We start from the raw sequence: 24,829 nt of genomic DNA, 5'->3' as shown, positions 1-24,829 counted from the left end.
TGCTTTAATGAATTAACTGGATGTTGCTGTTTATATCAAACAAAGTAAGTCCTAGCATATGGACATCAAGACATCGTCGTTCAGGTGCAGGGTTTGCGGCGCGGAACTTGCCAATAAACAGCGCCTTGAAAACCACAAAAAGGTCCACAGCCGTAAAAGGAAAATTTACGCGTACGGCGACCCGTACCTGACGTGGCTTGCGTACCAGGGCATCCAGTCAGGCTTTAGGTGAGGCGCGCCTGAAAAAGTCCAGCTCCACCCCGCGCTTTTCGTCATAGCTGAAGGTGAACGCTTCGTCGGGCATTATCGGAAAGCTGGAAAGCACCGAGCCGGAGCACGTGGCGCACCTGTCGCCCGCCCTGGACTTGTCTGTATAAGTGGCGCACCAGCGGCAGGCCTCGCACAGTATGAAAACCGACGGCTGCGCCTTGGGCATGCCAGTAACAGTAGTAGTTATATGGACATGTTTTTAAGCTCTGTTGTTGTCATGCCCGCTCCGCGTGTTCTATAACTATCATTCACCATCTGGGCAAATCACGCCTTTCCCACAGTCGCATCTGGCAACAAGTTTTATTGCCAGCAAACACCAGCTCGGAAAACTTAATAAAAGAAACAGTTCAAGTATCCATGGCTTATGAACTGGATGGCCCAGACGATGATGTGGATAATGGTGTCCCTTGGCATCAGCATCGCGCTCAATTTCCTGCTGGGCCCGTACCTCGGATGGCTCACGATAATCCCGATAATCGGCGTGTTCCTTGCCATGTCATACTTTATCCGCAGGCGCCAGATGGCCCGCATGGGCATGGGAGGCCAGGGCGGAGGCTTTGGAGGCATGCTTGGAGGCGGCGGGGGAATCAGCTACGTCTGCATCGCATGCGGCCACAAGTTCAAGGGCGGAGCATGCCCGCGCTGCGGCTCCAAGATGAGAAGGGCCGACTTTTAAACAACAGATATGACACTAGAAGAGCTGCGCAACAAGGCATTTTTCCAGAACACCATAGACGTCTGGATAGCGTACTGCGAGGAGCAAAAGCGCGACTGGTACGACACGGGCGCGTACCGCAGGTTCATCCAGCACCTGAACGCCAACGGCATAAAAATGCAAAAGTTCCCGCTGTGCATCAAGGAATCTGGCGGCATGTACGAGCGTGGAAAAGACAAGGCGCAGTTTCTTGAGGAGCTGTCGAAAATGTCCTCGGACGACGCGGCCGCGTACACGGTGAAACTGAGCGAAAGTGTGCTTGCCGCAATCCGCTCGTTCACCATAGCAGCAGCTTAGCTGCTGCTACTATTCAGGTCTAGAAATTTAGAGCAGGCAGGCACCTAACTTTAGCAGGTACGGCTAATACCGGTTTTGCAGAACTCATCCCAGAGTGTCGTCTGAGGATCTGCCTGTCGGCGTAAGCGAAGAAGAGTTTTCCGAATACAAGATCGAGAAGACGGCAGAGCTATCGCAGGAGCAACAGCAGCAAAAACAGGACCAGTCGCCGCTTGCCTTTGACAGCATCGTGGGCTATGACGACGTCAAGCGCCTGTTCCAGATGTCGCTTTCGTCGGAAAAGCCGGTGCACATCCTCCTCGTGGGCCCGCCGGCGTCGGCCAAGACGCTTTTCATGCTGGAATGCATGAAGCTGGAGCGATCCTACTTCACGCTTGGGAGCCACAGCACCAAGTCAGGCATGATCGATTATCTGTTTGAGAAAAGGCCCCGCTACCTCATCGTCGACGAGATAGAGCACATGCCCATGAAGGACCAGACCGCGCTCCTGAGCCTCATGGAGACTGGGATCGTGTCAGAGACAAAGTTCCAGAAAACGCGCAACACGCAGCTGAAAACGTGGGTGTTTGCGACAAGCAACGGCACCGAGCGCATGCTGACGCCGCTCCTGTCAAGGTTCATCGTGCTCCACTTCAAGCAGTATTCCATTGGAAGTTTCACGGAAATCTGCACGCACCTGCTTGCACGCGAGGGCGTCGCGCCCGACATTGCGGCTGCAATAGCTGACGCGGTGTGGAACAGGCTAAAGTCAAAGGACATACGCGACTGCGTAAAACTGGGCCGCCTTGCCAAGAGCAAGGAGGACGTCGAGTGGATAGCCCAAACCATGCGCAACTACAAAAAGCAGTAATAGTAACAGCAGTAGCAAAAATTCTTATAATTTCTCGTGTGCAAGAAACCCCAATGGGGCTTGACCTAAAGCCGCTCATAACCTCGACGCCGATAAAGCTGGCAGAACTGTCGGGCAAGGTAGTTGCCATTGACGCTTTCAACACCATCTACCAGTTCCTCTCCACCATCCGCGGGCCTACGGGCGAGCTCCTGATGAACGGCAGGGGAGAGGTGACGAGCCACCTCAGCGGTCTCTTTTACAGGAACGTCAACCTGCTTGCAGAAAACATCAAGCCGGTGTACGTCTTTGACGGCAAGATGCACGCGCTCAAGGCGCAGGAGATAGAGCGCAGGTCCAAACTCAAGCAGGAGGCGGTCGCGCAGTACAACCATGCGCTGGAAGAAGGCAGGATGGAAGACGCGGTGAAATACGGCAAGCGCACGTCCGTCCTGACAGACAGCATGGTGGAAGAATCAAAAATGCTGTTGGCTGCGCTTGGCATACCGTACGTGCAGGCGCCGGCCGACGGCGAGGCTGCCGCGGCGCACCTGACAAAGACGGGCGTGGCGTACGCGTCTGCAAGCCAGGATTACGATTCAATACTGTTTGGCGCAAGAAGGCTGGTGCGCAACCTTGCCGCGTCGGGCAGGCGCAAGGTCCCCGGCAAGAACACCTACATCGACGTCGAGCCAGAGATAATAGAGCACGACAACGTGCTGAAGGAGACCGGCCTTACGCACGAGCAACTGGTAGACGTGGGCATACTCATTGGCACCGACTTTAACCCCGGCGGGTTTCCCGGCATCGGCCCCAAGACGGCTATAAAACTGATAAAGGAAAACGGCAGGCTTGAAAACGTAGAGAAGGTAAAGAGCCAGCTTGCAGAGGTCCCGTACCAGGAGATACGCGACATCTTTCTAAAGCCGGAGGTGCCAAAATCAGACGGCGTCAGCTTTGGAGAGGTCAGCCGCGAAAAGATCTTGGATTTTCTGTGCGTGCAAAAGAGCTTTTCAACCGACAGGGTCGCCGGCATGCTTGACAAGCTGCAAAAGGCGCAGGAAAGCCGGAGCCAGTCGCTTGAAAAGTGGTTTGGATAAACGCGCCTAGCCGGCGATTGCCAGCTCGCCAGTAGCCCTTTTCATGGCCTGCTTGGCCAGCTCGGCATCAAGAGCCATGAACTTTTTTATCACGGGATTTTTTTCGTCCAGCGTGTAGAGTTGCGCCATGCCGTACTTTCTTGTTTCCTTCACGATGCCAAACTGCACCAGTTCATCCCACACCTTGTAGAACGTCGTTTTGGATATCCCCGTGTTTTCTATGATCTCTTTTTTGGAGTAGTCGCTCCGGTTTTCCAGAAAAAAGTCTATTATCCTGAGCTTGGGCGTGTCTCCCAGATATTGGATGAGTAATGATTTTTCCAACTTTCTCATGTTATGTCCGATAGAGCGTGATCAGGTAGTTGTCTAGAGTGCTTGTGCGTGTGCGGCCGCTCGCCGGCGTATTTTCTGCGCATGTGGCCTGACGGCCTGCCGTAGATAAGCTCGAGGAACCACGCCTCGTGCTCTATCTCTTCTTTTAGTATGTCCTTGGCTATTTCGTAGGTCGCAGGGTCCTTGCCTATTGTAAGGTTGCACAGCTTGTTCCAGTTGACTATGGCACCCTGCTCTGCTGCAAGGCACTTTTTCATTATCTCTTGGATGTTTGTTGTAGGTGTTGGCAGTTGCAGGAATTCGCACCCCGACATCCTTACAAACTCTATTGCGTCGTATGGCAGCGTTCCGCCCAGCTCGTAGATGCGCTGGATGCACGACTCGAAGTGGCTCAGGTCCTCAAGGCGCGCGTCCTCGATGACGCCCTTTAGCCCCTCGCCGTCAAGGCCGGTGCAGTGTGCGCGCAGGTTCGTGAAGTAATAGTACGCGGTGAACTCGACCGACGCGTTGTACACCAAGAGCCTGACTATCTCGTCCACGTTTGCCCCGTTCTGCTTTAGCACGTTTATCCCTACTACGTTTATCTTGTCATTGTTGTTGTGATGGTCTTCGCTCATTTTTGTCACGTGTCACTTACGGTTGGGCGGGCGTACAGGATCTAATAAGGTTTGATATCTTGGTAATGGCTACTCCCTAAAGAGTTCATGGACAAGGAGCAAAAATAACGATAAAGGCATTAATAGAATAGCCTTGGATTGTGCCTCGTACTAGAGAAGTTATCCCCTTGTAGAACCATACGTCATGGTCTGCAATACATTTCTACTGTGTTTGACAACTCAAGCCTTAAGAAGGGATGCGACATGCTTATCGATTTCATCAAGTTCTTTTTTTATACCTTCTCTTAAGACCTTGCGAAGTTTTCCTGTGGCACCTGTGTGAAGCGATTCTGTAGAACCAAAGTGACGAAGCTCTTCATCCAAAAGTTTCCTTGCTTTCTGTTCGCATATCATCCCTAATTTGCTTATAGCTCTGTGGAGAGGATTGTCTTTATCATATAGCGGAATAGGCAATTCCCAAATCTTCTTATGAATACCTCTGGCAGATTTGATTTTTAATAAAATTGAAAAAACGAAATTTGAATTGAGTATAGCAATGAGATAATATGCTTCGTCAGAGCTCTTAGGATAATACATGTACGCCTTATGATCACAGATGAAACCTTGAGTCGCTATCGACCTTTGTCCCTCTCCAACTTTATGAAATTCATCCGAATGCAGCAAGGAAGCAACTAGGTTTTTTCTTCCCGTAGCATTATAAACAACTACCAACTTGGCCAAAGGATCCTGATTTGAAATAGCTTTTCCTCTATCCAGCCTTTCATAAATTGTCATTTTTTCGGCCTTTTGTCCTCTAATCTTACTCCAATTGTTTTCAGCTTGTTCAAGCCATTGCTGCATGTGTTTATGTGCTCTCATTTCTGCTGTCTCCTTGGTTATAATACGAAATGATTTATCAGATACAGAGACTGGCAAGACTGTGAGTCTGTATGGCAGATTACAAAATGGCAGTAAATCGGATCCCAGAATAGAAGAATAAAGATAATCCTTTTCAACTTTGTTTTGAATTACAATACTTTTGTAATCCGTCTTTCCCATTTCTTGCGCTCGTTTGCTAGTCTGAACGTAGGGTTCTGCTAGATCGATTGGGAACTTTGGGTGTTCCACAACTTCTACAAACCAAAAACTTCGCGGTACAATGGTTGCTCCTTGGCGAAATAGCTGCATATACGGACTGCGCGCTTTTTTCAATTCAGTCTGCTTGTCGTAACTCCACGTCTTTCTTTTTCCAATTACAGTTAGTTGCGTGCTATGCGACGTTATTTTGAAAGCTCCTGTTTCGATACGGCTTCTTATTACTTCTAGCGTTACATTCTTCGAAGGAAGTCTGCCGATCATTAGACGAGTATTTATTGGGTATTTGGTTTTTGCTCCCTTTTGACCAAAAACAACACACGATTCAATGCTAAAAAGCGGACTAACTCTTTCTCTTTGATTTTTCTCTAAATCGAACAAAAGAGTAAAACCTACTTGAGGGATGAAGGTATTATCTCTAAATCGCTCGTGTTGGTCTGAGTTGAAGACACTTCGCGGAAGGACAAATGCTATCTTTCCTTCTTCGTTAAGAAAAATATCAGAACACCTTGCAAAAAATAATGTTGCCATTTCCATGTGTGTGAGTAATTTCTCTTCAGAAGAGTCTAGTAGCCGGTACTTCTGAATGATGATCTCTTTTAATTTCCTCTGTCTGTCGACGCTCCTAACATCCTTGTACGACAGCCAAGGCGGATTTCCTATTATAATATCGAATTTGCCAATCATTGAGGGCTTGTAGATGTTTTTCAGAATGAAGGGGTGTATGCTGTCTCTCTTATTCTTGATCAGGTCTGCTAGAGCATTTGCAGTGGCAAGAATAACATCGAATTGATCATTTGTAATGCCATAGCCTTTTTGGAGAAGAGCTTGAAACCCTTTGCTGGAGAAGTCGGCATTGGCAGATTTCTTGATTGCATAATCTTTAATGATATCAATCACAAAATCGACAGACTCTGCATCTATAATCGCTTGAGGCAGGATTAGTTGTGTCCGATTATCTACTGTGTATACGTAAACATCTTCGTTTTCCCTTGCACTGTATGTTGCGATCGATTTGGATGGCACAGGAAAAGTTATTGAATCTGCCATGTAAATCGGGATGAAAATTTTTCCTCCCAATTTGCTCAGCATATCTCCGAGCGCCATTAGGTAGTTTGCCTTACTGATAAGAACCGCAAGTGGATGAACATCTATACCGACTACTGTAGTCGAGATTATTTTTATTTGGTCTCCTGCTCTCTTTCCGGAGAGTTTTGATAGCTTGTATCGAATAGTCGCTGCGAGGAATGTTCCGGAGCCACATGATGGATCCAAAATCCTTGCTGTGGGGTTTGTTACGACTTCTTCGACCATCATCTCGGCAAGCCAATCAGGAGTATAGAATTCTCCTAACGCATGACGTTCCGTTGGATCGACTAGTTCCTGATAAAGCTCCTTGAAAATATCCTCATTTAACTTTGTTAAGTCATACCGTTCTAGTGCATCTAAGATCCTTCTGGAGACTTCGATTCCCTCTTCATTAACCGAGTCTTTAATAATCCACGAAAAGAAATCTTCAATAAGGAAATTTTCTACCCCCCACTCCCTAAAGACATCACCTTTCAGTATCTTATTGATGACTTCCCTTGAGGTGGGCAGTGTGTTAGATTGATAGTACGTATAGACCATCAATTTTGCAAGAGTAGCAAGGTAAGTATGCTTTAGGAATAATTCTTCATTCTTGACCTCGCTACCATACACTATACTTAGATACTTTGACCATTCATTATGAACAACTGTGATTTCATCCTTTATCTTGTTCCAAGCGCGTTTCAAGACATCGATAGAATATGATAATACAAGACTGTTGGTGCCAAAATCCCGAGCAATATCCTCTCCAGTTACAGGACGTAGAGCAGGATATAGCATATAGCGCTCTAGTTGTTTGAGAATAGTTCTAGCACTTTCTTTTCGGATATCAAATTCATCGACTGGCTGCAACTGGATCGAACCGGGTGTATAGTTCTCTGTTGCTTCTGATTTTGGTCTAAAAATAAAGAAGCTAAGACCATCCGTTGCGAGACAAAGGTAGTCAACACGACCATGATTATTCCAGAGAATTGAAGTGTATTGTTTTAATTGACGTGTTGCTTCCTCCATTTTCGCCTGCCGCAAATTCCCTTCAAACTCGATTATCAGATTTCCTAGAAATGCATCTACTCTTCCTTTGACAATGACAGTCTTCTCACTCTTAATGTATCTTTCAAGGTCAGGGAATACCTTATGCGGAGTATTTGCTACGAGAGCACTATCACTATTGCGGAAAACTGACCTAACAAATTCCAAGAAATAGAATGCCTTCATGGATTCTGTATTTGCGCCCGCTACATCGTGGCTGTACTCCTTAAGTCGAGCATCGAACTCCTCGATTTCCAACTATTCAGATTTGCATAATTATAGAAGATTATATCCTTATCCCTCCTGTTCTAAAGATCACTCTCAGGTTCGTATCTCCCTCTTCTTCATCTTCCCACTGTATTTCGTCCTTCTTTGCAATGATATCTGCAACCAAGTTGATGTTGATAGGTGCGGAGTCGCACAACTTCGTCTTACGTAGTAACTGCGATCCATCAAACTACATCCGTTTTCTGTGAGTTCAAACTGATCTTTTTCTCGTACCTATCAATCTTGCCGGCCGACTTTAGCCTGTTATCCAAAACTTCAGTTCTATATGTGCAGAAATCAGCTTTTTGCATTGCACTGCATTCAAAGCTCTCAAATAATTTGCCAACGTATAGAGAATATGAGCTCCAAAGAAGGGAGAGAGTCGAAAAGAGACGAGGAAAATAGCAGTACCGCCATTACGCCGAGGAGGTTTGAAAACATCTTTGACAACTTTAGGCGCGACATGGAACGCATGATGAGGCCCTGGCCGCTGGCAATGAACTGGCCAGACATGCCGTCGCTGTTTGAGGCAAGGGACATGAGGCTGGCGCTGTACGACCTGGTCGACAAGGGCGACAGGTACGAGCTGCAGGTAGAGGTGCCGGGAATAGAAAAGGAAAAGATAGACGTCAAGGCCACAAGGTACACCGTCGAGGTATCCGGCAAGCACTCTGAGAAAACAGAGGAAAAGGGCAAGCGCTACCTCTACACCGAAAGGCTGTACAGGTCGTTTTACCGCAACGTCCCGGTCCCAGAAGAAATAGTCCCCTCAAAAGTCAGCGCCAAGGTGGAAAGCGGCATACTGAAGCTTGAACTGCCAAAAAAGGTCCCGACAAGAGGCGAAGACGAGACCAAGGTGGACGTCAAGTAGCCTCTCCTTTTTCTTTCAGAGGTCCATCAGGAACCTTATCGTCACCCTGCCTTTTTCCTGCCTGACAAGCATCTCGTGGTACGTTATCGCCTTTATCTCGACCTTGTAGCGGTGCCGGGCAAGGTCTATTTTTTCTCCCTTGGCAGCGCCCTTCAGAAGATAATTACCGCCGTCCAGTTTCTGTATCTTCACTGAAAATTCCGACAGTACAATCCCGTCTGCCACCATCAAGAGCATCACCCTGTCAAGCCAGTCAAAAAGCAGGGATTCAAGGTCGTGGCCTTCTGCCTCTATCTTTACTTCCATAACAGGCCGTACGGTGTCAAGGTCCACCATCGTGTCCACAAGCCCACGTGCGCCCTGTACGAACGCTTCTTCCAGCGTGCTGCCGTGTGCCTCTACCACGGCGTCTGTCATGTGGTCCAAAAACCGGTAGCCGCCGGCCATGACGATTGCTGCTCCATGTTGTTATAATAAGACAGCGGCGCACTTTTTCAAGGCAAAAGGGCGCGCTGAGCCTCGTCAAATGTCTTTAGTTCAAGTCCAAGTTCTAGGGCAAGGACTACAAAAACGGCGTCATAAAAGGTGCATCTTTTCTTGGAAGCAAGCTGATAAGCCTGTCCGATTATTTTCTTGTCCGGCTTTACGAATCGAACTGCGCGAGCAGAGACCAACTTGGACAGGACATCCAGATATGGCCGGCCATCCTTGATGTCTTTTAATACGGTTTCATGCTTCCAGACGGCGTTGACGACTTCATAGAGAGCAAGATCGGGAGAGACCACCACTCCTTCGTTTTCAATCAAGGATACGTCCTTGAGCAACCCTTCCACAAGGTAGCTGCTGTCTGCAACGATCATTGTTTATCTATGCCGGTCTTCCCTGATCAATGCGGCTTCTTCCCGCGTAGTTGTCGTGATGTTCTCTGCTTGCTGAAGTTCTTTTAGCCTCTTGAAGGTCTCTCTGGATCGCGCAGAATCAAGGTAAAGGTTTATGGCTTCTTTTACCACCTTGGAAATCTTGCCGTGCCTTCTGAGCGCGGCTTTTTCCTTCTCTGATACCCTCACGCTTATTGTCGTCACACTTTATGTATTACACACCGTCATATTTAAGCGCGCTTGCGACCAGCGCAAAATCTAAATGCCAACAGCCTCGTGCTACTGGTGTGAAGCTGGAACTTCCCCGCGGCATGAGGGACATCGAAAGCGATGACCTTGCAGGCATCAATTTCGTCCGGGAGAAATTCTTTGAGACCGCGCGGCTGTTCAACTTTCGCATGATGGAGCCCTCGCCCTTGGAGATGCTCTCCACGCTTGAGGCCAAGAGCGGCGCTTCCATTTCCAATGAAATTTACGCGTTCAAGGACAAGGGCGACCGCGACGTTGCTTTGCGCTTTGACCTGACTATAGGCCTTACGCGCCACGTTGCTGCAAGGCGCGACCTGAAGATGCCGGCCAAAATAGCGGCGTTTGCCGGCGTGTGGCGCTACGACGAGCCGCAGGCGGGGCGCTACAGGTATTTCCACCAGTGGGACATTGAAGTGTACGGGCCGTTTTCGCTCGAGTCCGACGCGGAGGTAATCGAATTCGTGTCGGCGTTTTTCAAGAAACTCGGTCTTGCAGTATCCATACAGGTAAACGACCGGCAGCTGGTAGAAGAGTACATCAGAAAAGTGCTTGGCATCAGCGAAGAAGAAAAGGTGCTTGAAATGTTCCGCGCAGTCGACAAGGTGCCAAAAAAGGGCGCGCAGGGCGTGCTAGCAGAATACAAGGACGCCATAGAGCCTGCGAAATTGCAGTCGCTCATCGACTTTTCAAAGGTGACAGGGACGGCAGGCGAAGTCGCTTCAAAAGCAGGCGATGTGAAAGGCTTGCAGGCATGGCAGAAACTGTCCGGCCTTATGGACTCGCTTGCGTCAAGGGGCGTGGCAAACGCCACGATAAACCTCGGGATAGTCAGGGGCCTTGACTATTACTCGGGCATTGTCTTTGAGGTGTTTGACGCTTCCGGCGAAGGAGGCGCGCTGGTAGGCGGCGGCAGGTACGACAGGCTCACTGACGCGTTTGGGAGAAAGGACATCGGCGCGACAGGCGCGGCAGGCGGAATTGAGCGCATCGTCCTTGCGCTGCAAAAGCACAAAGCGCAAGAAGTAGCAGCAAAGCCTCTGGCGTACGTCGCGTACGCGACCGGCGACGCAAAGGCAAGGGCGCTTGAAATCGCTTCTATGCTGAGGAACGCGGGCATTGCCACCGACTATGACATGCTTGGAAGGGCGCTGCGCAAGCAGCTGGACGACGCGTCCACAAAAGGCGCCGCAGTTGCCATCATAGTCGCGCCGGCAGAGCTTGCAGAAAACAAGGTGACGGTGAAATCCATGAAAGACGGCTCTGAAACCAAGCAGGACATTTCAAGGCTTGCAGAAGCAGTTTCAAAGATGCTCTAGGAGAGTTTTATCATCGCCACGCTCTTCATCTTGACGATGCCGCTTGGCTTTTTGTCGTACACGGCGCGAACTACCAGATCAGGCGGGTCATAGCTTACATTGAGATCGCCCACGTCGAGCTGCTGCATGTCATAGTTCACTTCTATAAGGTCCTCGCGCAGGCCGTTTTGCACAAGCAGTTTTTTTGCCTTCTCTACCACTTCCGAGTCGGACGTGTTTGGCGCAAGGAACACCTTTGGGTTTTCCCTGTTGGTCAGAAACTGCGTAAGGTCCGTCAACGAAATGTCGGCAGGCTGCTTCAGGTATTAACCTTTTGGCTGCCCACTACCCTGAAGCGGTACTGGGAAAAGTTCTGCCGGTACATGCGGGCATAGCTTTCCGCCGCGTCGTACGTCGCAAAGGTTTGCCTGACGCCGTCTATCGACACCTTGTCGCCATACACGTCGACGATCTCTACCACGTACGATTTTGGAAGCCTCTTCTTTGTTTGCCTGAGCATTATGAACACGCTTGCTATGATGAAGATGATGGTTATCGTGCATATCGCCGCGAATTGGAAATCCTTTGCAAATGCCGCAAAGGGCTCGCCAAGGTTGTGCGCAAGCCACGAGTAGGCCACCGCAAGGGCTATTGCTGGAGCGCTTATCCAGTCGTCAAACATGGAGATAGACAAAACTGATCCGGCTGCATTGAATAATAAGGGTTGTGGTGGTTGTGGTGACGATGAGGGTCAGCCTTTTGCCTTGCCGATCTTTTTTGCGCCGTGCGCGGCCTTGAACCCGGACTTGGCCATCTTCAACCCCTTGACCAGTTTCACCGAAAGCTTGGCTATCTTGAAGCCGGCAAAGAGCGGCATCAGGCACAGCATCAGTATGTCCAGCCAGTGCTTTTTGAGAAACAGTTTCGGGTCGCGCACCTTTCGGTATTTCAGGTAGATGTCAAGGGCAAGCACGCCAAAGACCACCCACGTAAAGAGCTCCCAGAACTCCTCCACCTCCTTTGTGACCGGTATCGGAGGCTCGTGCAGGCCGATGATGTCGGAATGTATGTTCAGGTAGCCGGCGAAAAAGAACATCACCAGCGACGAGACAAAGATGTCAAAGGCCTTGCCCAATACGCCTCATGTACGCATGGGTTGCCTATTAACGTCGCTTCAAGATCGCATATGATTGCTCATAATTGTTCTTATGCAAATTACTATGATCAGATTGTGGTTAGCGCTTGAGCCAGTAGATAGCTTCCTCTTTGCCCTTCTTCGCCCGAACGTTTGCAGGGTTGATTTTGAGCGCGGCATCGTACGCTTGAACAGCATCAGAATATTTCAGCATTAGAAAGCAAACCATACCTTTCTTTTCCCAGGCATCTTCAAAGTCCGGCTCTTTTTCCAGCAGCTTGTTCAGGTAATCCAGAGTGGAATCAAACTCAAAGCGGCTCAGCATTTCAATGACTGTTGCAGGCACCGGCTTTTCTGGGCGACGGTAGAACCGGGATTCAAGAGCGTCGTCATGGTCGTTCATTGCTACTTGAAAGAGGGGCTTGAAAGATAGATATTAACCCAGCTAGGTAGTAATAGTCACCTGTCGACACATCCTTGTTCGTTAGAATAAACGCGGATGCTTACTGCTGTCCACGGAAATGTAGTCACAAAGATATTTAAGAGAATGTAAATCCCGGTAAGAAGGACTGTCCGGAATTTGGTTGACACCATATCGCACGATGTCCTCATAATCGGCTCGGGGCTTGCAGGCCTGCGCGCGGCCATTGCAGCCGCTGCTACTGACAAGAACCTGAGCATCGGAGTCATTTCCAAGGTGCAGGTCATGCGCTCCCACTCTGTTTCCGCAGAGGGCGGGACCGCGGCCGTGCTGTACGAGGAGGAAGGCGACAACCAGGAATCCCACGTCTACGACACGATAAAGGGGAGCGACTTTCTTGCAGACCAGGACGTGGCAGAGCGCCTAGTCCGCAACATGCCGTTTGAAATATATCAATTGGACCACTGGGGGATGCCGTGGTCAAGGCGCAAGGACGGAAGGATTGCCCAGCGCAAGTTCGGGGGCTACTCGTTTCCCCGCGCGACTTTTGCGCAGGACAAGGTCGGCTTTTACGAGATGCAGACGCTGTACGACACGTGCCTGAAGCACGGCAACATCCACTTTTACAACGAGTGGTTCTGCACTTCGATACTGCGCGACTCGGCTTTCCAGGGAATCACCGCCATCGAAATAAAGACGGGCAACTTTACGGTATTCAAGGCGCCGGCAGGAATAATATGCACGGGCGGAGCCGGCAGGATATACAGCTTTTCCACGTACGCGTTTTCGTCGACTCCAGACGGCATCGACATGGCATTTCGCGCCGGCCTTGCCATGAAGGACATGGAGTTTGTGCAGTTCCACCCGACAGGCATCATGCCGTCAGGCATCCTCATCACGGAAGGTGCAAGGGGCGAGGGCGGCTATCTGATAAACAACAAGGGCGAGCGCTTTATGAGCAAGTACGCGCCCGGCAAGATGGAGCTGGCTCCCCGCGACGTGGTGTCGCGCTCTATGATAAGGGAGATACAGGAGGGCAGGGGCTTCAAGCACGAGACCGGCTTTGACTGTTTAAAGCTGGACCTGACGCACCTTGGCGACGAGCGCATCAAGGAGGTGCTTGCAGGCATCAGGGAAATAGGGATAAAATTCTCCGGCGTCGACATCATCGACGAGCCTATCGAAGTGAGGCCGGTGTGCCACTACATGATGGGAGGCATCCACGCCAACATCGACGGCGCGACAGAGCTTCCGGGATTATGGACCGCTGGCGAGGCCGCATGCAACAGCACGCACGGCGCAAACCGCCTTGGCGCCAATTCCACTTCAGAGTGCATAGTGTGGGGCAGGATAACGGGCGAGCTTGCGGCGCAGTACGCGTCTGCCCGCAAGTCAAAACCAATCGAGATTTCGCAGGTGCAGGTCGCAGACGAGGAAAAGCGCATCTACGACGGCCTGTTCAGGGGATCGGGCGGCGTAAACCCGTACCAGGTGCGCAAGGAGCTGACCGACACGATGGACGAAAAGGCTTATGTGTTCAGGAACGAGGAGGGGCTGGCGTCAGCCCTGAAAAAAGTGCGCGAGCTGAAAGCGGCCATGTGGAAGCACGTCGACGACAAGGCCAAGGAATACAACACCAATTTCGTAAACGTCATGGAGACCGACTCGATGCTCCGCACCGCAGAGGTGGTGCTAGTGGGGGCGCTCAACCGCAGGGAATCCCGCGGGGCGCACTCAAGGACCGACTATCCAAACCGCGACGACACCAACTTCTTAAGCCACACTCTCGCTTACCATACGCCGGATGGCCCCAGGATGGCATGGCATCCGGTGACCTTTACGCGCTATGCGCCAGTGGAGAGGAAGTACTGATACAATATGGAAAAAGCATCAGCTGACCGCAACAATCGCGAGGGCATTGCAGGATGGCTCAACCCGTCAAGGTACGGGTGGGAGCGCGTTTCGTACTGGCTGCAGAGGCTGACAGGCGTCGGCCTGCTTGCGTACTTTATAGGCCACATCTACGAAACAAGCAACCTCACGGGAGGCATCGACGCGTGGAACGCGATGATGGAGCTGACCCAGACGCCGCTTGGCCACATGATACTGATACTCGTGATAGGCATGAGCACGTTCCATTCCGCAAACGGGATACGCCTGATATTCACGCACGGAGGCAAGGGGCTTGGCAAGCCGGGAAGGCCCGACTACCCGTACGACGCCGCGTCGCTCAACTACAGGCAAAAGTCGGGGATATGGATAGCGCTAATATTGGCCGCAGTCGCAATGCTGTACGGCGCGTCGGTGCTGTTTGGAGGCGAATGACAGGGTTGCTCAAAGAAAGTGAGATAATGAAAATCCACTACATCACGGGAATAGCCGCGATATTCGTGGTCGGAGTGCACATCATGATGCGCCTCGTGATGCCTTACGGGATGAGCCTCGAGTACGAGAACGTGATAGCAAACTACCATAACATCCCGTACGTCGTGCTCCTGGAGTCGATACTGGTACTGGTGGCAATCCACGGCTTTAACGGCCTGCGAATCATCCTGCTTGAGATGAGGCAGAGCAGGAACTGGGAAGGCATGGTGACTGCAGTCACAATCGCCGCGATGATCGGAATAGTGGCATACGGGACCCGCACCATAATCGTGGCAAACGGGTTTTCGCTAGGGTGATGACAATAAAAAATGGCAACAGAGACGATAGAAAAAATCGAACGCCTTGACAAAAAGCGTGCAGAAAAGCACAGCAAGGAGATCCAGAGGTCGTCGATAACCCTCAAGGTTCTCAGGGGCAACAGGGCCGCCGGCGAGCACACGAAATACGACCTCTTCGAGGTGCCCGTGCAGAGGTCCACAACCGTCCTTGACGCGCTCTTGTACGCCAAGCAGTACCAGGACCACAGCATCGGCATCCGCTACTCGTGCAGGATGGCCTCATGCGGCTCGTGCGGCATGAAGATAAACGGCATCCCCAGGCTTGCCTGCTACACCAAGGTGTCCGAGCTTGAAGGCGGCGTGATAACGGTAGAGCCCCTTGCAAACTTCCCGCACATACGCGACCTTGTCACCGACTTTGAGCAGTTCTTTGCGCACCACAAGAACATGCAGCCCTACATCCACAACGACGAGGCAGACATGGACACGAAGCAGGTGAACAGGATGTCCGAGTTCATGCAGAATCCGGAGGAAGTGGACAAGTTCCTCCAGTTCTCGTACTGCATAAAGTGCGGCCTCTGCTATTCCGCCTGCCCGACCGTGGCAACCGACACCAAGTTCCCCGGGCCCCAGGCGCTTGCGCAGGCATACCGCTATTTCATCGACAACCGCGACAACGCATCAAAGGAGCGCCTTGACCTGATTGACGACAGGCACGGGATATTCCGGTGCCACTTTGCGGGCTCGTGCAGCACGGTCTGCCCCAAGGGAGTCGACCCGGCGCTTGGCATACAGCTCTTGCGCGGTCACCTGCTTGGCTTTTCAAGCAACGAGAAAAAGAAGGCAGAGCTGAAGGATAGAAGCAAGCAATAGTAGGACCTCACAGAGACTTCAAAAGTAGCCTTTGCGTACTTGAATAGTTGGACCTTGGCGAGATTGTCAGCATCAGCAATGACAGTGGCTTTTACGCCACGTCGCCTTTTGTGGCGTTCTCCCACAAGAGCAATTCTCTCTATGTAATATGGCAAAAGACTAGGGGAATATATGGCAATATTGAACACTTCAAAGGGCAGAAAAAGAGCGCCAGCATTGTCTACAGGATAAGCAAAGACAATGGCAGGACTTTTGGCGATGTCATAACTTTACACGAGTTTAAGGGACCCAGTAGCTTTTCTCCTCGGACCGCATTTTCGCCCTTGAACGAAAATAGAGTCTTTTTGGCATGGGTTGACAAAAGCTCTCCGAAAAAACTTGACGTTTACTTTTCAAGAAATTCAGAAAATGAGGATGATGACAGATTTGGAGAACCGGTTATGATCAGCGACGAGAAGACAGGAGTTTGCAGCAGCGAGGGTAGCAATGATTTGAGTAACTTTGGCCCTGGCCGGCCTTCTGAAACGTACGATACAGTAACCCCGTACATTGCCGCTGGAAACGACAACAACGTCTATGTTATGTGGGTCGAATCGACCACGGCGAAAAAAATGTCCGAAGTGGCGCAGCCGGAATCAAAAGAAGCCGCAACGAGCATTTCTTTTGGCCCAGGCGAGACGGACAAAGCCGCAAAATACATGGAAGACCAAATTAGAAAGAGCCTTGAGAGAGCCCCAAAATACAGATTTTCAGTCAGAGTATTTCTGAGGGCAAGTAACGATGGTGGAAAGACCTTTGGAAAGAAAATTGACCTCCTAGAAACCAGTTTTGACAGTCAAGGCGGGCCGCAGGTAATTTCGCCAACCGGCCCGCACGCCATTGGCAAGAATGTATACGTTATTATCAACCCTCTAGGAAGAGATTCAGACAACGCCAGAGTCCGCATCTTTGCAAGCACAGACAAGGGTCAGACTTTTGAGGAAAGAACCGGTCTGAGCAAAACTGTATCTAGCATAGGCAGCAAGATAATTTCTGCAAGAGCCGAAGTAGCCTCTAAACAGCACGACTCTCTGTACCTCCTATTAGAGGTAGCAAGCCATGGCGAAGAGGAGGCAGTTCCAACTCCATTTTCGTTTCCCCGGGCACCGCTGATTTTCGTGAAAAGCACGGATGCAGGAAGAACGTTTGGCAATCCCGTCCATGTTGGCATCGATGGCCCAATCAGCTCGCATTCTTCATTTGCAGTCTCGCCTGATGGCAACAACGTGCATGTAGCATATGTCGACATGAGCAATCCGGCGGAAGGCTTGTTTGATATGATGAAAAAAGGAACGCTCACTGGCGCCCGGCAGATATACCAACTGTTTGAAGAAAGTGACAGCGGTTATGTTTTTGTCAGATCTAGCAATAATGGAGGCATTAGTTTTGAGGAACGTACAAAACTTGAGGATAGCAAGAATACAGCATCAATTTCTTCTTTTGCAACATACATCCTGTTGCTTCCCTCTGATAGAGGACTGTATGCTTTGAAAGCCAAGTATATTGCCCATCCAAAAGATGAACAAAAGCCTAGTTTTGCAGATGCAGAAGTACTTTTATGGCACAAAAATACGGGTGAGAAATCAGCTGCAGGACCATTCAAAATTAGTGGAGATTCTGGAGGAGAGTCAAGTGGACCTCGCGGAATAATAGTTGAGAAGGAAAACAGGAACCCTGAAATCTATCTAGTGTGGCAGACTGATCGGCATACAGATCATGCTGACGTATTCTTTAGAAGGCTGCAAACAGGATAGTAGCGTCAGGCGGCCTTTGCAGGGTACTTGCTCTCGTTCACTTGCTTGTTTATGGCGTCTGCCATAAAGTGGTTGCTCACCTGCACCTTGACCTCGTTTATGCCTGCCAGCTTGTAGATGTTGTCGCGCACGTCCTGCGCGATCTTGAAGCCAAACACTGCGGGGCAGAACGGGCTTGTCAAATGCAAGTCGACTGCGACCTTGCCAGAGTTGATGTCAACCTTGTCCACCAGCTCTAGCTCCATTATCGATACCCCGATCTCCGGGTCGACTATCTTGGTCAACTCGTCGAAAATCTTCCTGCGGGTCGCTTGCAGGTCGTCGCCCTTTTGAGGGGTGGAATTAGCGTCATTCTTGGCGTCGGTACTCATTTCTCTAGGAAATAGATGGAAAACTACCGTATTTAATCATTAACAAGAACGGCAGCAAAATACAAAAGTGTTAGAGGAAAAATACCTGCGCGTCGGCGTATTCCTGTGCAAGCGACCTAGCAAGCACCTCTTTTATTGCGGCCCTGCTCCAGTCGTCCACCGGCTCTATCAGGTCCTTTGTAACAAAGTCTTCCCTCTGTCCGGCGTAATAGCCGAGGACTATGACAAAATGCTTGCCTGCGTCGCTATTTGAGCACATGTACAGCAGACGCTTGCCTCCTATCTCGACAGAGTCGCATCCAGAAAGGTCGTTTGGGTATTCTATCAGGCGCACTGGTGGCGCTAGCGCTGATTCCATGCAGAACTGATTGCTAAAATGTATACAAGCGCCCAAGCTAGCTTCTGTTAACAAGCCAATGGATGGCAGCTAGCTGGTTGTAAAATATTAAAATAAAGCGCAAAACGATGCACTTGCGTGTACCGCTCAAGGCCGAAGGGCAGGATGGACGACGACGTGCTTGCGTTCCTCTCGTCGATAGAGCACGACCAGTCCATACTCTACTACGACATTGTAGGAAGCGAGGCCCACTCGGTGATGCTCCACGAAATAGGCATCATCAGCCAGCCGGAGCTAAAAAAGATCCTTTCAGCCCTGGAAGCGGCAAAAAAGAACCCGGGCCTCATCGAGACGGAGGGCGCCGAGGACATCCACGAGGCCCTTGAAGCGTTTGTGATAAAGCAGGCAGGGATCGACGCGGGTGGCAAGATGCACACCGCCCGCTCGCGCAACGACCAGGTCGTGCTTGATGTCAGGATGAAGGTGCGCGACGACATTAACGAATTGTGCGCTACGCTTGCAGACCTCATTGACACGTTGGTGAAAAAAGCAGAGAAAAACAAGGACGCGATAATGCCCCTTTATACTCATTTGCAGCAGGGCCAGCTGGGCACGTTTTCGCATGTCATGCTTGCGTACGCGGACGCGCTTTCCCGTGATTTTGAGCGCATCTACAACACTTTTGGCAGGATAAACCAGTCGCCGCTTGGCGCCTGCGCCATCGCAGGCACGAGCATCGGAATCAACCGCAAGCGCACGGCAATACTCCTCGGGTTTGACGGGCTGGTGCGCAACTCGCTTGACGCAACCACTTCCCGCGACTCGTTTGTGGAATACGTTGCGGCCCTTGCGATACTTGCCTCCACGCTTGCAAGGATGGCAGAGGACCTCATAATATGGTCCACGCAGGAGTTTGGCTTTGTCGAGCTTGACGACCGATACAGCTCTACTTCAAGCGCAATGCCGCAGAAAAAGAACCCGGACCCACTGGAGCTGACGCGGGCCAAGGCCGCGATAATCGCAGGCAGGCTTGCGTCCATGCTTGGAATGGTCAAGGGCCTGCCTTCGGGCTACAGCCGCGACCTGCAGGACGTCAAGCCGCAGCTGCTTGAAGCGTCTGCCACTGCGATAAGCACGTTAAAGGTGATGGAAGGTGTGATAAGCACCCTGACAGTGAAAAAGAAAAAGATGCTCGACACTTCGGCAAAGAGTTACGCCATATCGCTTGATATTGCCGAGCAGCTTGTGGCAAAAAATGGCGTGCCGTTCCGCAGCGCGCACAAAGTCGTCGGCGCGCTTGTTTCACGCGCGGCAGAAAAGGACGTGCCCCTTGCGGCGCTTGGCACAAAGGACATCTCTATTGCGCTAGAGCAGGCCAAGCAGAAGGAAATCAAGCCGGACGAATTGGCAAAGATAGTGAAAGAGATGACGCCGGAAAAGTCAATAGAGTCCCGCAGGTCTGCTGGTTCGCCCAATCCCAAAGAACAAGATGAAATGATCAAGATGGCCAGGTCAAGGGTGGCAGGATACCGCGAAGGCACCAAGAAAAGGACGAAATACGTCAAGGGCTGCCTTGACAACCTTGCGAAAACCGTCGCCAAGTACATGCAAGCCTAGCCGGACGCCCGTTAGCGCACTTTTTCCCCTTTTCGAGGTTGGTTTTCGTGGTTTTCAAGCTCGCAATTAGCGGTTTTCTTTAAAAGAAGGTGTGGAATTCGCTGTTTTAGTTGCGATAAGGTTTATATCAAGTCCGAATATAGTTACACGGTAGCAAAAATGTCGCTAAAATCAGATGATCCGAACTATTACGCACACATGTACAATAGGATGGGAGGCCCGGACGCCGCAACTTCGGGCCGCAAGATAAGGATTCTGGACAGCACGCTCCGCGAAGGCGAGCAGCACCCAGGAGTCAACTTTACCACAAAGCAGAGGATCCAGATAGCATGGATGCTCGACTCTTTTGGAGTCGACCAGATAGAGATAAGCCCGGTAGTCTCGCCGGACCACGTTGAGGCAACCAAGACGATAATCAAGCAGGGACTGCGCGCTGACATTGTCGCGCATGTGCGTGCTATCAAATCGGACGTCGACATTGCAATAGGCTGCGGCGCAACATGGGTTGCGACCTACATGGGCATTTCCGACATCCACCTTGCTGCAAAACTAAAGATTAGCAGAGAGGAGGCCAAGATACGCGCACTAGAGGTTGCGGATTACATCAAGTCGCACGGCTTGAAGTCGCGCTTTACGATGGAGGACGCAAGCAGGACCGAGCCAGAGTTCCTAATCGACATGTGCAAGGAGATGAACAGGCGCGGCATTGAAAGGATAAGCATCCCGGACACGGTGGGCATCATGCGCCCGCGCGGCATGTTCAGCCTGGTAAAGATGGTGTACGACAACATCGACAGGTCCAAGACGTCTCTTGACGTGCACTGCCACAACGATATTGGGCTTGCCCTGGCAAACGCGCTTGCCGGCTGCGAGGCAGGGGCAGACCAGATACACACCACGATAGACGGCTTTGGCGAGCGCACCGGAATCCCGGCGCTTGCCGAGACTGCAGTCGCGCTTTCGCTCATCTACAGGGCCAACAACGACCTGCGCCTCCACATGATAAAGGACCTGTCAAGGACCATGTCAGAGTACGTCGACCTTGGCATCCCCGAGTCAAAGCCCATCGTCGGCGACAGCGCGTACAAGCACAAGGCCGGCACGCACCTTGCGGCAATCCTTCGCAACCCGGCGGCGTACGAGATCCTGGAACCCAAGGCGGTAGGCAACAGGCGCAAGATAGTGTTTGGCGAGCTTGCAGGCAAGAACGGCGCGGCGTACCTGCTTTCCCTTCTTGGGCTGGAGACAAGCAAGCATGAGGCCGAGCAGCTTGCAAAGGGTCTGAAGGAGCTGCGCATGGGCGACATACTCGAATTGTACCTGGACGACAGGCTGGAGAGAAAGATACTTAATGACGCGCCCATGAAGATAGGGCAGAAGGAGTAAAACGAGATGGTCAACTGTCCAGAATGTGACGCAGAGATCAAGATTCCCGCCGACTCGATAGAGGGCGAAATAGTCACGTGCCCCGACTGCGGCGCCAGCTACGAACTGGTAAAAGCAGCGTCAGGCTTTGACATAAAACCAGCTCAGGTTGTCGGCGAGGACTGGGGTCAGTGAGCGCAGGCAGTAGTGGCAATTCCCTTACCATACTGTACGATACGATCCGCTGGGAGGAAAAGTCCCTGATAGAGGCTGCCAAGAAAAAAGGCATCGAGACGGAGAACATTGACGTCAAGAACCTCACGATCCGCCTCGACGACGACGGCAGCAAGAAAAAATACGCCGGCAGGACAGTGCTCCAGCGGTCAGTTTCTTATTTCAAGAGCCTGCACGCGACAGCCGCGCTTGAGGGCCTCGGCGCAAGCGTGATAAACCCGCTTCGGGTCGCAAGCATCACGGGTAACAAGCTCTTTGCACACATGGAGTTTCAGAAGGCAGGGGTCAACACGCCAAAAGCGATTGCCGCATTTTCAGAAGAATCTGCTGCAGCAGCGCTTGAAGAATTCGGCTATCCTGCGGTGATAAAGCCGACGGTCGGCAGCTGGGGCAGGATGATAGGACTTTTGCGTGACAGGGACGCGGCGCGGGCGGTAATCGAGGACAGGGAGCACATGTTCCCATTGTATCATATCTACTACTTTGAAGAGTTTGTGAAGCGGCCGCCCCGGGACATCCGTGCCATCGTGGTCGGCGACCATGTTGTTGCCGCGATATACCGCTACTCCGGCGACGGCGAGTGGAAGACCAACATGGCACTTGGCGGTCGCGCAGAGGTCTGTCCGGTGACAAAGGAGCTTGAAGACATTTGCATGAAGGCCACGCGAGCGGTGGGCGGCCAGATAGTCGGAGTCGACCTGATGGAAAGCGATGCGGACGGCCTCATGGTCCACGAGGTGAACAACACGACAGAGTTCAAGAACACGGTGCGCGTGACAGGGGTGGACATCCCGGGCCAAATGGTTGATTACGCCCTTGCATTGAACAAAAGGTAGCAAGCAGAATTGGTATCGCCAAGCTACGCTGTCGAGCTTTTGCAAAAGGCGCTGGAGCTGTACACGCCTTCAAGGTCCGAGGCCGCTCTTGCCAACATGATAAAGGACAAGTGCACAAACGAGCTTGGCTTTGAGCAGGTCAGCATCGACAGCGTCGGAAACGTCATCGCTTCAAAGGGCACCGGCGAGCCCCGCATACTGCTGTGCGGCCACATGGACACGGTGCCCGGGCAGGTGCCTGTGCGCATAGAAGACGGCTACCTCTACGGCAGGGGTGCTTCGGATGCAAAGGCGCCGCTGATAGCTATGCTCCTTGCCGCATCGCAGTTTCCAAAGCAGAGCGGCACCGTGATTTTTGCCGGCGTGGTCGACGAGGAGGGAAACGCGACGGGGGTGAAGAACCTCGTCAAGAGCAAGATCGGGCTTGACTATGCCATGTTTGGCGAGCCTTCAGGCATCGACAACATCACCATTGCGTACAAGGGCAGGCTTGCCATACGCCTCACGTGCGACGTGGGCGACAGCGCGCATGCAAGCGCGCCATGGCTTGCGCGAAACTCGATTGAAGAGATGCACTATTTCTGGCGCGCAATCAAGGCTGAAATCGAAAGGGTCGGAACAGCGGACACCAAGGCCAACTCGATCAGCTGCACGCTGACGGAGATAAGCGGCGGGTCAAGCCACAACGTGACCCCGCAAAAGTGCAAGATAACGATAGACATGCGCATACCCACGGTGACGACCTGCCAGAACGTGCTTGACACTGTAGACGGCGTCATCACGAGGGTAGCAAAGGAAAAGGGTGTAAAGGCGACCTACAGGATAGAGGACAGGACGGACCCGTTCGAGGCAGACCATTCTTCTGCGCTTGTCCGCGCGCTTTCGCTTGGCATATTGGATGTCCGCAAAAAACGGCCGGTGCTCCTGCGCAAGACAGGGACAGGCGACATGAACGTGCTTGGCAACACCTTCAAGATACCGGTCGTCACGTACGGCCCCGGCGACCCGCACGCTTCGCACACGGCCGACGAGCGCGTCAACATCGAGGAGTACGTCAATAGCATAGAGGTGTTCAGCAGGGCGCTCTTTCACATGTCGCGCATACACCACATCCGCAAGCAGAACGGCAACAGCGGCGGCAAAAAAAGCAAGTAACAAATCATATAGGCGCCATTGCGTCTTTCTTTTGGATATATGCTCTGGTTGGTAGGCGCAGGCATCAGCGGCCACAGGGGGCTCAGCCTCGAGGCGGTACAGGTGTTGAAAAAGTGCGAGATTGTCTTTGTCGAGCGGTTCACAAGCGCCCTTGCAGACAGCGACCTTGAAGGCATCAACGCGGCAATAGGCAAGAGCGCCAAGCCGGTCCAGCGCTGGTTCGTCGAGGACGGAAGGGAGATGCTTGACGCCGCAAGGGAAAAGCAGGTAGCGCTTGTCACCTACGGCGACCCGCTCCTTGCCACCACCCACACGGAGCTGCGCACAAGGGCTGCAAAAGCGTCGATAAAGACGAGTGTGCTGCACGCCGCGTCCGGAATAACGTCAATAATGGGCGAATGCGGCCTGCACATGTACAAGTTCGGCAGGACGGTCACGATGATGTCGGAGCCAAAGTCCGCGATAAGCGTCTACAACACGGTCTTTGACAACCTGCTTTTGGGAAGCCACACGCTCATCCTGACGGAATACAGCCATGACGAAAAGACGGGCGAGCCGTTCTTCCTTGATCCTGCAGTTGTACTAAAGATGCTCCTTGACTGCGAGCGCGATCTGCGTCACCGCGTGTTTTCAGAAGAGACGTTCGTGGTGGTTGCGTCAAGGCTCGGCTCTGACGACTCGCGCATAGTGTCAGGCAAGATAAAGTCGCTTGCAGGAGTGGGCTTTGGTACGGGCCCGCACTCGGTCATCGTGCCGGCTAGCCTGCATTTCACAGAGGAAGAAGCCCTTGAAGCGCTGACCGTGTGCCTTGACAGCCCGGTAGACAACGCGGCGTCGGTAAAGCGCATTTCAGCGCAGATGATAGAGCGCTATGCGCCAAAGGCCAGGGAGGCCGTACAGCACATGCGGGACATCCTGCGAAAGGAAGGCGAAAAAAAAGAGAACAAAGGCATGCATGAAGTCCTGGACAACGCCGAATACTATATCGACGACGCCGAGCGCTTTTTGCGGCAGGGCAAGCACGAGCTTGCAGTCCTGAGCATCGGCTATGCAGAGGGCCTCGTTGACGCTCTCCGGTTCCAGAAGGGGATCAACCCCTGGAATCCCTGAAGTTAT

Annotated in this window: 31 protein-coding genes; 18 read left to right on the top strand and 13 right to left on the bottom strand. The window is 51.8% G+C overall.

The window, feature by feature from the left end:
- Positions 1 to 58 precede the first annotated feature (58 nt).
- Entirely contained in the window at positions 59 to 232 is a 174-nt protein-coding gene (locus NVIE_RS15110; protein WP_158435030.1) for a hypothetical protein, read from the top strand.
- Here NVIE_RS15110 and NVIE_RS01425 read toward each other — a convergent pair.
- The gene (locus NVIE_RS01425; RefSeq protein ID WP_075053691.1) at positions 218 to 436 is read right to left on the bottom strand and encodes a hypothetical protein; all 219 of its coding nucleotides are present in this window, start codon (positions 434 to 436) and stop codon (positions 218 to 220) included. The two genes, NVIE_RS15110 and NVIE_RS01425, sit on opposite strands and share 15 nt — an antisense overlap.
- 198 nt (positions 437 to 634) lie before the next feature.
- On the opposite strand from NVIE_RS01425, the gene NVIE_RS01420 reads away from it, so the two are divergent.
- The 4 genes from NVIE_RS01420 to fen all read left to right on the top strand — a co-directional run bounded on the left by NVIE_RS01420 (position 635) and on the right by fen (position 3,211).
- Positions 635 to 946 (top strand): hypothetical protein, encoded by a 312-nt coding sequence (locus NVIE_RS01420; RefSeq protein WP_174405419.1) that lies wholly within the window; start codon positions 635 to 637, stop codon positions 944 to 946.
- Positions 947 to 955: 9 nt separating this feature from the next.
- Positions 956 to 1,282, top strand: coding sequence for a hypothetical protein (locus tag NVIE_RS01415; protein WP_075053690.1), 327 nt, complete (start codon positions 956 to 958; stop codon positions 1,280 to 1,282).
- Between the two features lie 94 nt (positions 1,283 to 1,376).
- On the top strand, positions 1,377 to 2,132 hold the full coding sequence (locus NVIE_RS01410) for an ATP-binding protein (RefSeq protein WP_075053689.1): 756 nt from the start codon (positions 1,377 to 1,379) through the stop codon (positions 2,130 to 2,132).
- Positions 2,133 to 2,185: 53 nt separating this feature from the next.
- Positions 2,186 to 3,211, top strand: a complete 1,026-nt coding sequence (fen, locus tag NVIE_RS01405) for a flap endonuclease-1 (RefSeq protein WP_075053688.1) — start codon at positions 2,186 to 2,188, stop codon at positions 3,209 to 3,211.
- A gap of 6 nt (positions 3,212 to 3,217) precedes the next feature.
- Here the strand turns inward: fen and NVIE_RS01400 are convergent, their stop codons facing one another.
- From NVIE_RS01400 to NVIE_RS01390, 3 genes are all read right to left on the bottom strand, one after another.
- Positions 3,218 to 3,535, bottom strand: coding sequence for an IclR family transcriptional regulator (locus NVIE_RS01400; RefSeq protein ID WP_144239399.1), 318 nt, complete (start codon positions 3,533 to 3,535; stop codon positions 3,218 to 3,220).
- A gap of 5 nt (positions 3,536 to 3,540) precedes the next feature.
- Positions 3,541 to 4,161 (bottom strand): DNA protection during starvation protein, encoded by a 621-nt coding sequence (gene dps, locus NVIE_RS01395; RefSeq protein ID WP_075055919.1) that lies wholly within the window; start codon positions 4,159 to 4,161, stop codon positions 3,541 to 3,543.
- A 219-nt stretch (positions 4,162 to 4,380) separates the two neighbouring features.
- A complete protein-coding gene (locus NVIE_RS01390; protein ID WP_075053686.1) occupies positions 4,381 to 7,611 on the bottom strand; it encodes an N-6 DNA methylase in 3,231 nt (1,076 codons plus the stop codon).
- A gap of 367 nt (positions 7,612 to 7,978) precedes the next feature.
- Here NVIE_RS01390 and NVIE_RS01385 point away from each other — a divergent pair, with 367 nt between their 5' ends.
- On the top strand, positions 7,979 to 8,491 hold the full coding sequence (locus tag NVIE_RS01385; RefSeq protein ID WP_075053685.1) for an Hsp20/alpha crystallin family protein: 513 nt from the start codon (positions 7,979 to 7,981) through the stop codon (positions 8,489 to 8,491).
- A 15-nt stretch (positions 8,492 to 8,506) separates the two neighbouring features.
- Here NVIE_RS01385 and NVIE_RS01380 read toward each other — a convergent pair whose 3' ends face one another.
- Genes NVIE_RS01380 through NVIE_RS01370 form a run of 3 tightly spaced genes read right to left on the bottom strand, consistent with a single transcriptional unit; the run spans position 8,507 to position 9,573 of the window.
- The gene (locus NVIE_RS01380; protein ID WP_075053684.1) at positions 8,507 to 8,938 is read right to left on the bottom strand and encodes an archease; all 432 of its coding nucleotides are present in this window, start codon (positions 8,936 to 8,938) and stop codon (positions 8,507 to 8,509) included.
- A 47-nt stretch (positions 8,939 to 8,985) separates the two neighbouring features.
- On the bottom strand, positions 8,986 to 9,351 hold the full coding sequence (locus NVIE_RS01375; protein WP_075053683.1) for a type II toxin-antitoxin system VapC family toxin: 366 nt from the start codon (positions 9,349 to 9,351) through the stop codon (positions 8,986 to 8,988).
- A gap of 3 nt (positions 9,352 to 9,354) precedes the next feature.
- A complete protein-coding gene (locus tag NVIE_RS01370; RefSeq protein ID WP_075053682.1) occupies positions 9,355 to 9,573 on the bottom strand; it encodes a hypothetical protein in 219 nt (72 codons plus the stop codon).
- 83 nt (positions 9,574 to 9,656) lie between these two features.
- Between NVIE_RS01370 and hisS the strand changes: the two genes are divergently transcribed.
- Positions 9,657 to 10,934 carry a histidine--tRNA ligase gene (gene hisS, locus NVIE_RS01365; RefSeq protein ID WP_227717426.1) on the top strand — a complete coding sequence of 426 codons (1,278 nt, stop codon included), beginning with the start codon at positions 9,657 to 9,659 and terminating at the stop codon, positions 10,932 to 10,934.
- On the opposite strand, the gene NVIE_RS01360 is transcribed toward hisS, so the two are convergent.
- The 4 genes from NVIE_RS01360 to NVIE_RS01345 all read right to left on the bottom strand — a co-directional run bounded on the left by NVIE_RS01360 (position 10,931) and on the right by NVIE_RS01345 (position 12,451).
- Complete coding sequence (locus NVIE_RS01360) at positions 10,931 to 11,212, bottom strand: hypothetical protein (RefSeq protein ID WP_075053681.1); 282 nt, start codon at positions 11,210 to 11,212, stop codon at positions 10,931 to 10,933. The two genes, hisS and NVIE_RS01360, sit on opposite strands and share 4 nt — an antisense overlap.
- Before the next feature lie 20 nt (positions 11,213 to 11,232).
- Entirely contained in the window at positions 11,233 to 11,607 is a 375-nt protein-coding gene (locus NVIE_RS01355; RefSeq protein ID WP_144239398.1) for a hypothetical protein, read from the bottom strand.
- A 57-nt stretch (positions 11,608 to 11,664) separates the two neighbouring features.
- Positions 11,665 to 12,048 carry a hypothetical protein gene (locus NVIE_RS01350; RefSeq protein WP_084790555.1) on the bottom strand — a complete coding sequence of 128 codons (384 nt, stop codon included), beginning with the start codon at positions 12,046 to 12,048 and terminating at the stop codon, positions 11,665 to 11,667.
- A gap of 100 nt (positions 12,049 to 12,148) precedes the next feature.
- A complete protein-coding gene (locus NVIE_RS01345; RefSeq protein ID WP_075053679.1) occupies positions 12,149 to 12,451 on the bottom strand; it encodes a tetratricopeptide repeat protein in 303 nt (100 codons plus the stop codon).
- Between the two features lie 177 nt (positions 12,452 to 12,628).
- Here NVIE_RS01345 and NVIE_RS01340 point away from each other — a divergent pair, with 177 nt between their 5' ends.
- The 5 genes from NVIE_RS01340 to NVIE_RS01320 are packed head-to-tail and all read left to right on the top strand — an operon-like array spanning position 12,629 to position 17,798.
- Positions 12,629 to 14,341, top strand: coding sequence for a succinate dehydrogenase/fumarate reductase flavoprotein subunit (locus NVIE_RS01340; RefSeq protein ID WP_075053678.1), 1,713 nt, complete (start codon positions 12,629 to 12,631; stop codon positions 14,339 to 14,341).
- A gap of 6 nt (positions 14,342 to 14,347) precedes the next feature.
- A complete protein-coding gene (locus tag NVIE_RS01335) occupies positions 14,348 to 14,794 on the top strand; it encodes a succinate dehydrogenase (protein ID WP_075053677.1) in 447 nt (148 codons plus the stop codon).
- A gap of 26 nt (positions 14,795 to 14,820) precedes the next feature.
- The gene (locus NVIE_RS01330; protein ID WP_174405450.1) at positions 14,821 to 15,150 is read left to right on the top strand and encodes a succinate dehydrogenase; all 330 of its coding nucleotides are present in this window, start codon (positions 14,821 to 14,823) and stop codon (positions 15,148 to 15,150) included.
- Between the two features lie 12 nt (positions 15,151 to 15,162).
- Positions 15,163 to 16,005: a succinate dehydrogenase/fumarate reductase iron-sulfur subunit gene (locus tag NVIE_RS01325; protein ID WP_084790554.1), complete on the top strand. Its 843-nt coding sequence runs from the start codon at positions 15,163 to 15,165 to the stop codon at positions 16,003 to 16,005.
- Between the two features lie 47 nt (positions 16,006 to 16,052).
- Entirely contained in the window at positions 16,053 to 17,798 is a 1,746-nt protein-coding gene (locus NVIE_RS01320; protein WP_075053675.1) for a sialidase family protein, read from the top strand.
- A 5-nt stretch (positions 17,799 to 17,803) separates the two neighbouring features.
- Here NVIE_RS01320 and NVIE_RS01315 read toward each other — a convergent pair whose 3' ends face one another.
- Both NVIE_RS01315 and NVIE_RS01310 read right to left on the bottom strand, forming a co-directional pair.
- Positions 17,804 to 18,169, bottom strand: a complete 366-nt coding sequence (locus NVIE_RS01315; RefSeq protein ID WP_075053674.1) for a metal-sulfur cluster assembly factor — start codon at positions 18,167 to 18,169, stop codon at positions 17,804 to 17,806.
- 70 nt (positions 18,170 to 18,239) lie between these two features.
- Positions 18,240 to 18,527, bottom strand: a complete 288-nt coding sequence (locus NVIE_RS01310) for a hypothetical protein (RefSeq protein WP_144239397.1) — start codon at positions 18,525 to 18,527, stop codon at positions 18,240 to 18,242.
- 117 nt (positions 18,528 to 18,644) lie between these two features.
- Here NVIE_RS01310 and argH point away from each other — a divergent pair, with 117 nt between their 5' ends.
- From argH to dph5, 6 genes are all read left to right on the top strand, one after another.
- Positions 18,645 to 20,123: an argininosuccinate lyase gene (gene argH, locus NVIE_RS01305; protein WP_075053672.1), complete on the top strand. Its 1,479-nt coding sequence runs from the start codon at positions 18,645 to 18,647 to the stop codon at positions 20,121 to 20,123.
- Positions 20,124 to 20,282: 159 nt separating this feature from the next.
- Positions 20,283 to 21,509 carry a LeuA family protein gene (locus tag NVIE_RS01300; protein WP_075053671.1) on the top strand — a complete coding sequence of 409 codons (1,227 nt, stop codon included), beginning with the start codon at positions 20,283 to 20,285 and terminating at the stop codon, positions 21,507 to 21,509.
- 6 nt (positions 21,510 to 21,515) lie between these two features.
- Positions 21,516 to 21,683 (top strand): alpha-aminoadipate/glutamate carrier protein LysW, encoded by a 168-nt coding sequence (lysW/argW, locus tag NVIE_RS01295; protein WP_075053670.1) that lies wholly within the window; start codon positions 21,516 to 21,518, stop codon positions 21,681 to 21,683.
- Positions 21,680 to 22,558, top strand: coding sequence for a lysine biosynthesis protein LysX (gene lysX / locus NVIE_RS01290; RefSeq protein ID WP_075053669.1), 879 nt, complete (start codon positions 21,680 to 21,682; stop codon positions 22,556 to 22,558). The genes lysW/argW and lysX overlap by 4 nt, the downstream gene beginning before the upstream one ends.
- Before the next feature lie 9 nt (positions 22,559 to 22,567).
- Entirely contained in the window at positions 22,568 to 23,713 is a 1,146-nt protein-coding gene (locus tag NVIE_RS01285) for a M20/M25/M40 family metallo-hydrolase (protein ID WP_075053668.1), read from the top strand.
- 39 nt (positions 23,714 to 23,752) lie between these two features.
- On the top strand, positions 23,753 to 24,823 hold the full coding sequence (gene dph5, locus NVIE_RS01280) for a diphthine synthase (RefSeq protein WP_075053667.1): 1,071 nt from the start codon (positions 23,753 to 23,755) through the stop codon (positions 24,821 to 24,823).
- Positions 24,824 to 24,829 lie beyond the last annotated feature (6 nt).

The organism is Nitrososphaera viennensis EN76 (genome assembly GCF_000698785.1).
GTDB lineage: Archaea > Thermoproteota > Nitrososphaeria > Nitrososphaerales > Nitrososphaeraceae > Nitrososphaera > Nitrososphaera viennensis.
The sequence above is the reverse complement of the archived record's forward strand: the minus strand, read 5'-3'. Positions and strand labels throughout refer to the sequence as shown.

Coding starts and splice junctions, on each gene's coding strand:
- NVIE_RS01315 (WP_075053674.1), bottom strand. CDS start 18,169: ATGAGTACCGACGCCAAGAATGACGCTAATTCCACCCCTCAAAAGGGC.
- NVIE_RS01335 (WP_075053677.1), top strand. CDS start 14,348: ATGGAAAAAGCATCAGCTGACCGCAACAATCGCGAGGGCATTGCAGGA.
- lysW/argW (WP_075053670.1), top strand. CDS start 21,516: ATGGTCAACTGTCCAGAATGTGACGCAGAGATCAAGATTCCCGCCGAC.
- NVIE_RS01300 (WP_075053671.1), top strand. CDS start 20,283: ATGTCGCTAAAATCAGATGATCCGAACTATTACGCACACATGTACAAT.
- NVIE_RS01325 (WP_084790554.1), top strand. CDS start 15,163: ATGGCAACAGAGACGATAGAAAAAATCGAACGCCTTGACAAAAAGCGT.
- NVIE_RS01425 (WP_075053691.1), bottom strand. CDS start 436: ATGCCCAAGGCGCAGCCGTCGGTTTTCATACTGTGCGAGGCCTGCCGC.
- dps (WP_075055919.1), bottom strand. CDS start 4,161: ATGAGCGAAGACCATCACAACAACAATGACAAGATAAACGTAGTAGGG.
- NVIE_RS01385 (WP_075053685.1), top strand. CDS start 7,979: ATGAGCTCCAAAGAAGGGAGAGAGTCGAAAAGAGACGAGGAAAATAGC.
- NVIE_RS01330 (WP_174405450.1), top strand. CDS start 14,821: ATGAAAATCCACTACATCACGGGAATAGCCGCGATATTCGTGGTCGGA.
- fen (WP_075053688.1), top strand. CDS start 2,186: ATGGGGCTTGACCTAAAGCCGCTCATAACCTCGACGCCGATAAAGCTG.
- NVIE_RS01380 (WP_075053684.1), bottom strand. CDS start 8,938: ATGGCCGGCGGCTACCGGTTTTTGGACCACATGACAGACGCCGTGGTA.
- NVIE_RS01420 (WP_174405419.1), top strand. CDS start 635: ATGAACTGGATGGCCCAGACGATGATGTGGATAATGGTGTCCCTTGGC.
- NVIE_RS01345 (WP_075053679.1), bottom strand. CDS start 12,451: ATGAACGACCATGACGACGCTCTTGAATCCCGGTTCTACCGTCGCCCA.
- NVIE_RS15110 (WP_158435030.1), top strand. CDS start 59: ATGGACATCAAGACATCGTCGTTCAGGTGCAGGGTTTGCGGCGCGGAA.
- NVIE_RS01310 (WP_144239397.1), bottom strand. CDS start 18,527: ATGGAATCAGCGCTAGCGCCACCAGTGCGCCTGATAGAATACCCAAAC.
- NVIE_RS01415 (WP_075053690.1), top strand. CDS start 956: ATGACACTAGAAGAGCTGCGCAACAAGGCATTTTTCCAGAACACCATA.
- dph5 (WP_075053667.1), top strand. CDS start 23,753: ATGCTCTGGTTGGTAGGCGCAGGCATCAGCGGCCACAGGGGGCTCAGC.
- NVIE_RS01375 (WP_075053683.1), bottom strand. CDS start 9,351: ATGATCGTTGCAGACAGCAGCTACCTTGTGGAAGGGTTGCTCAAGGAC.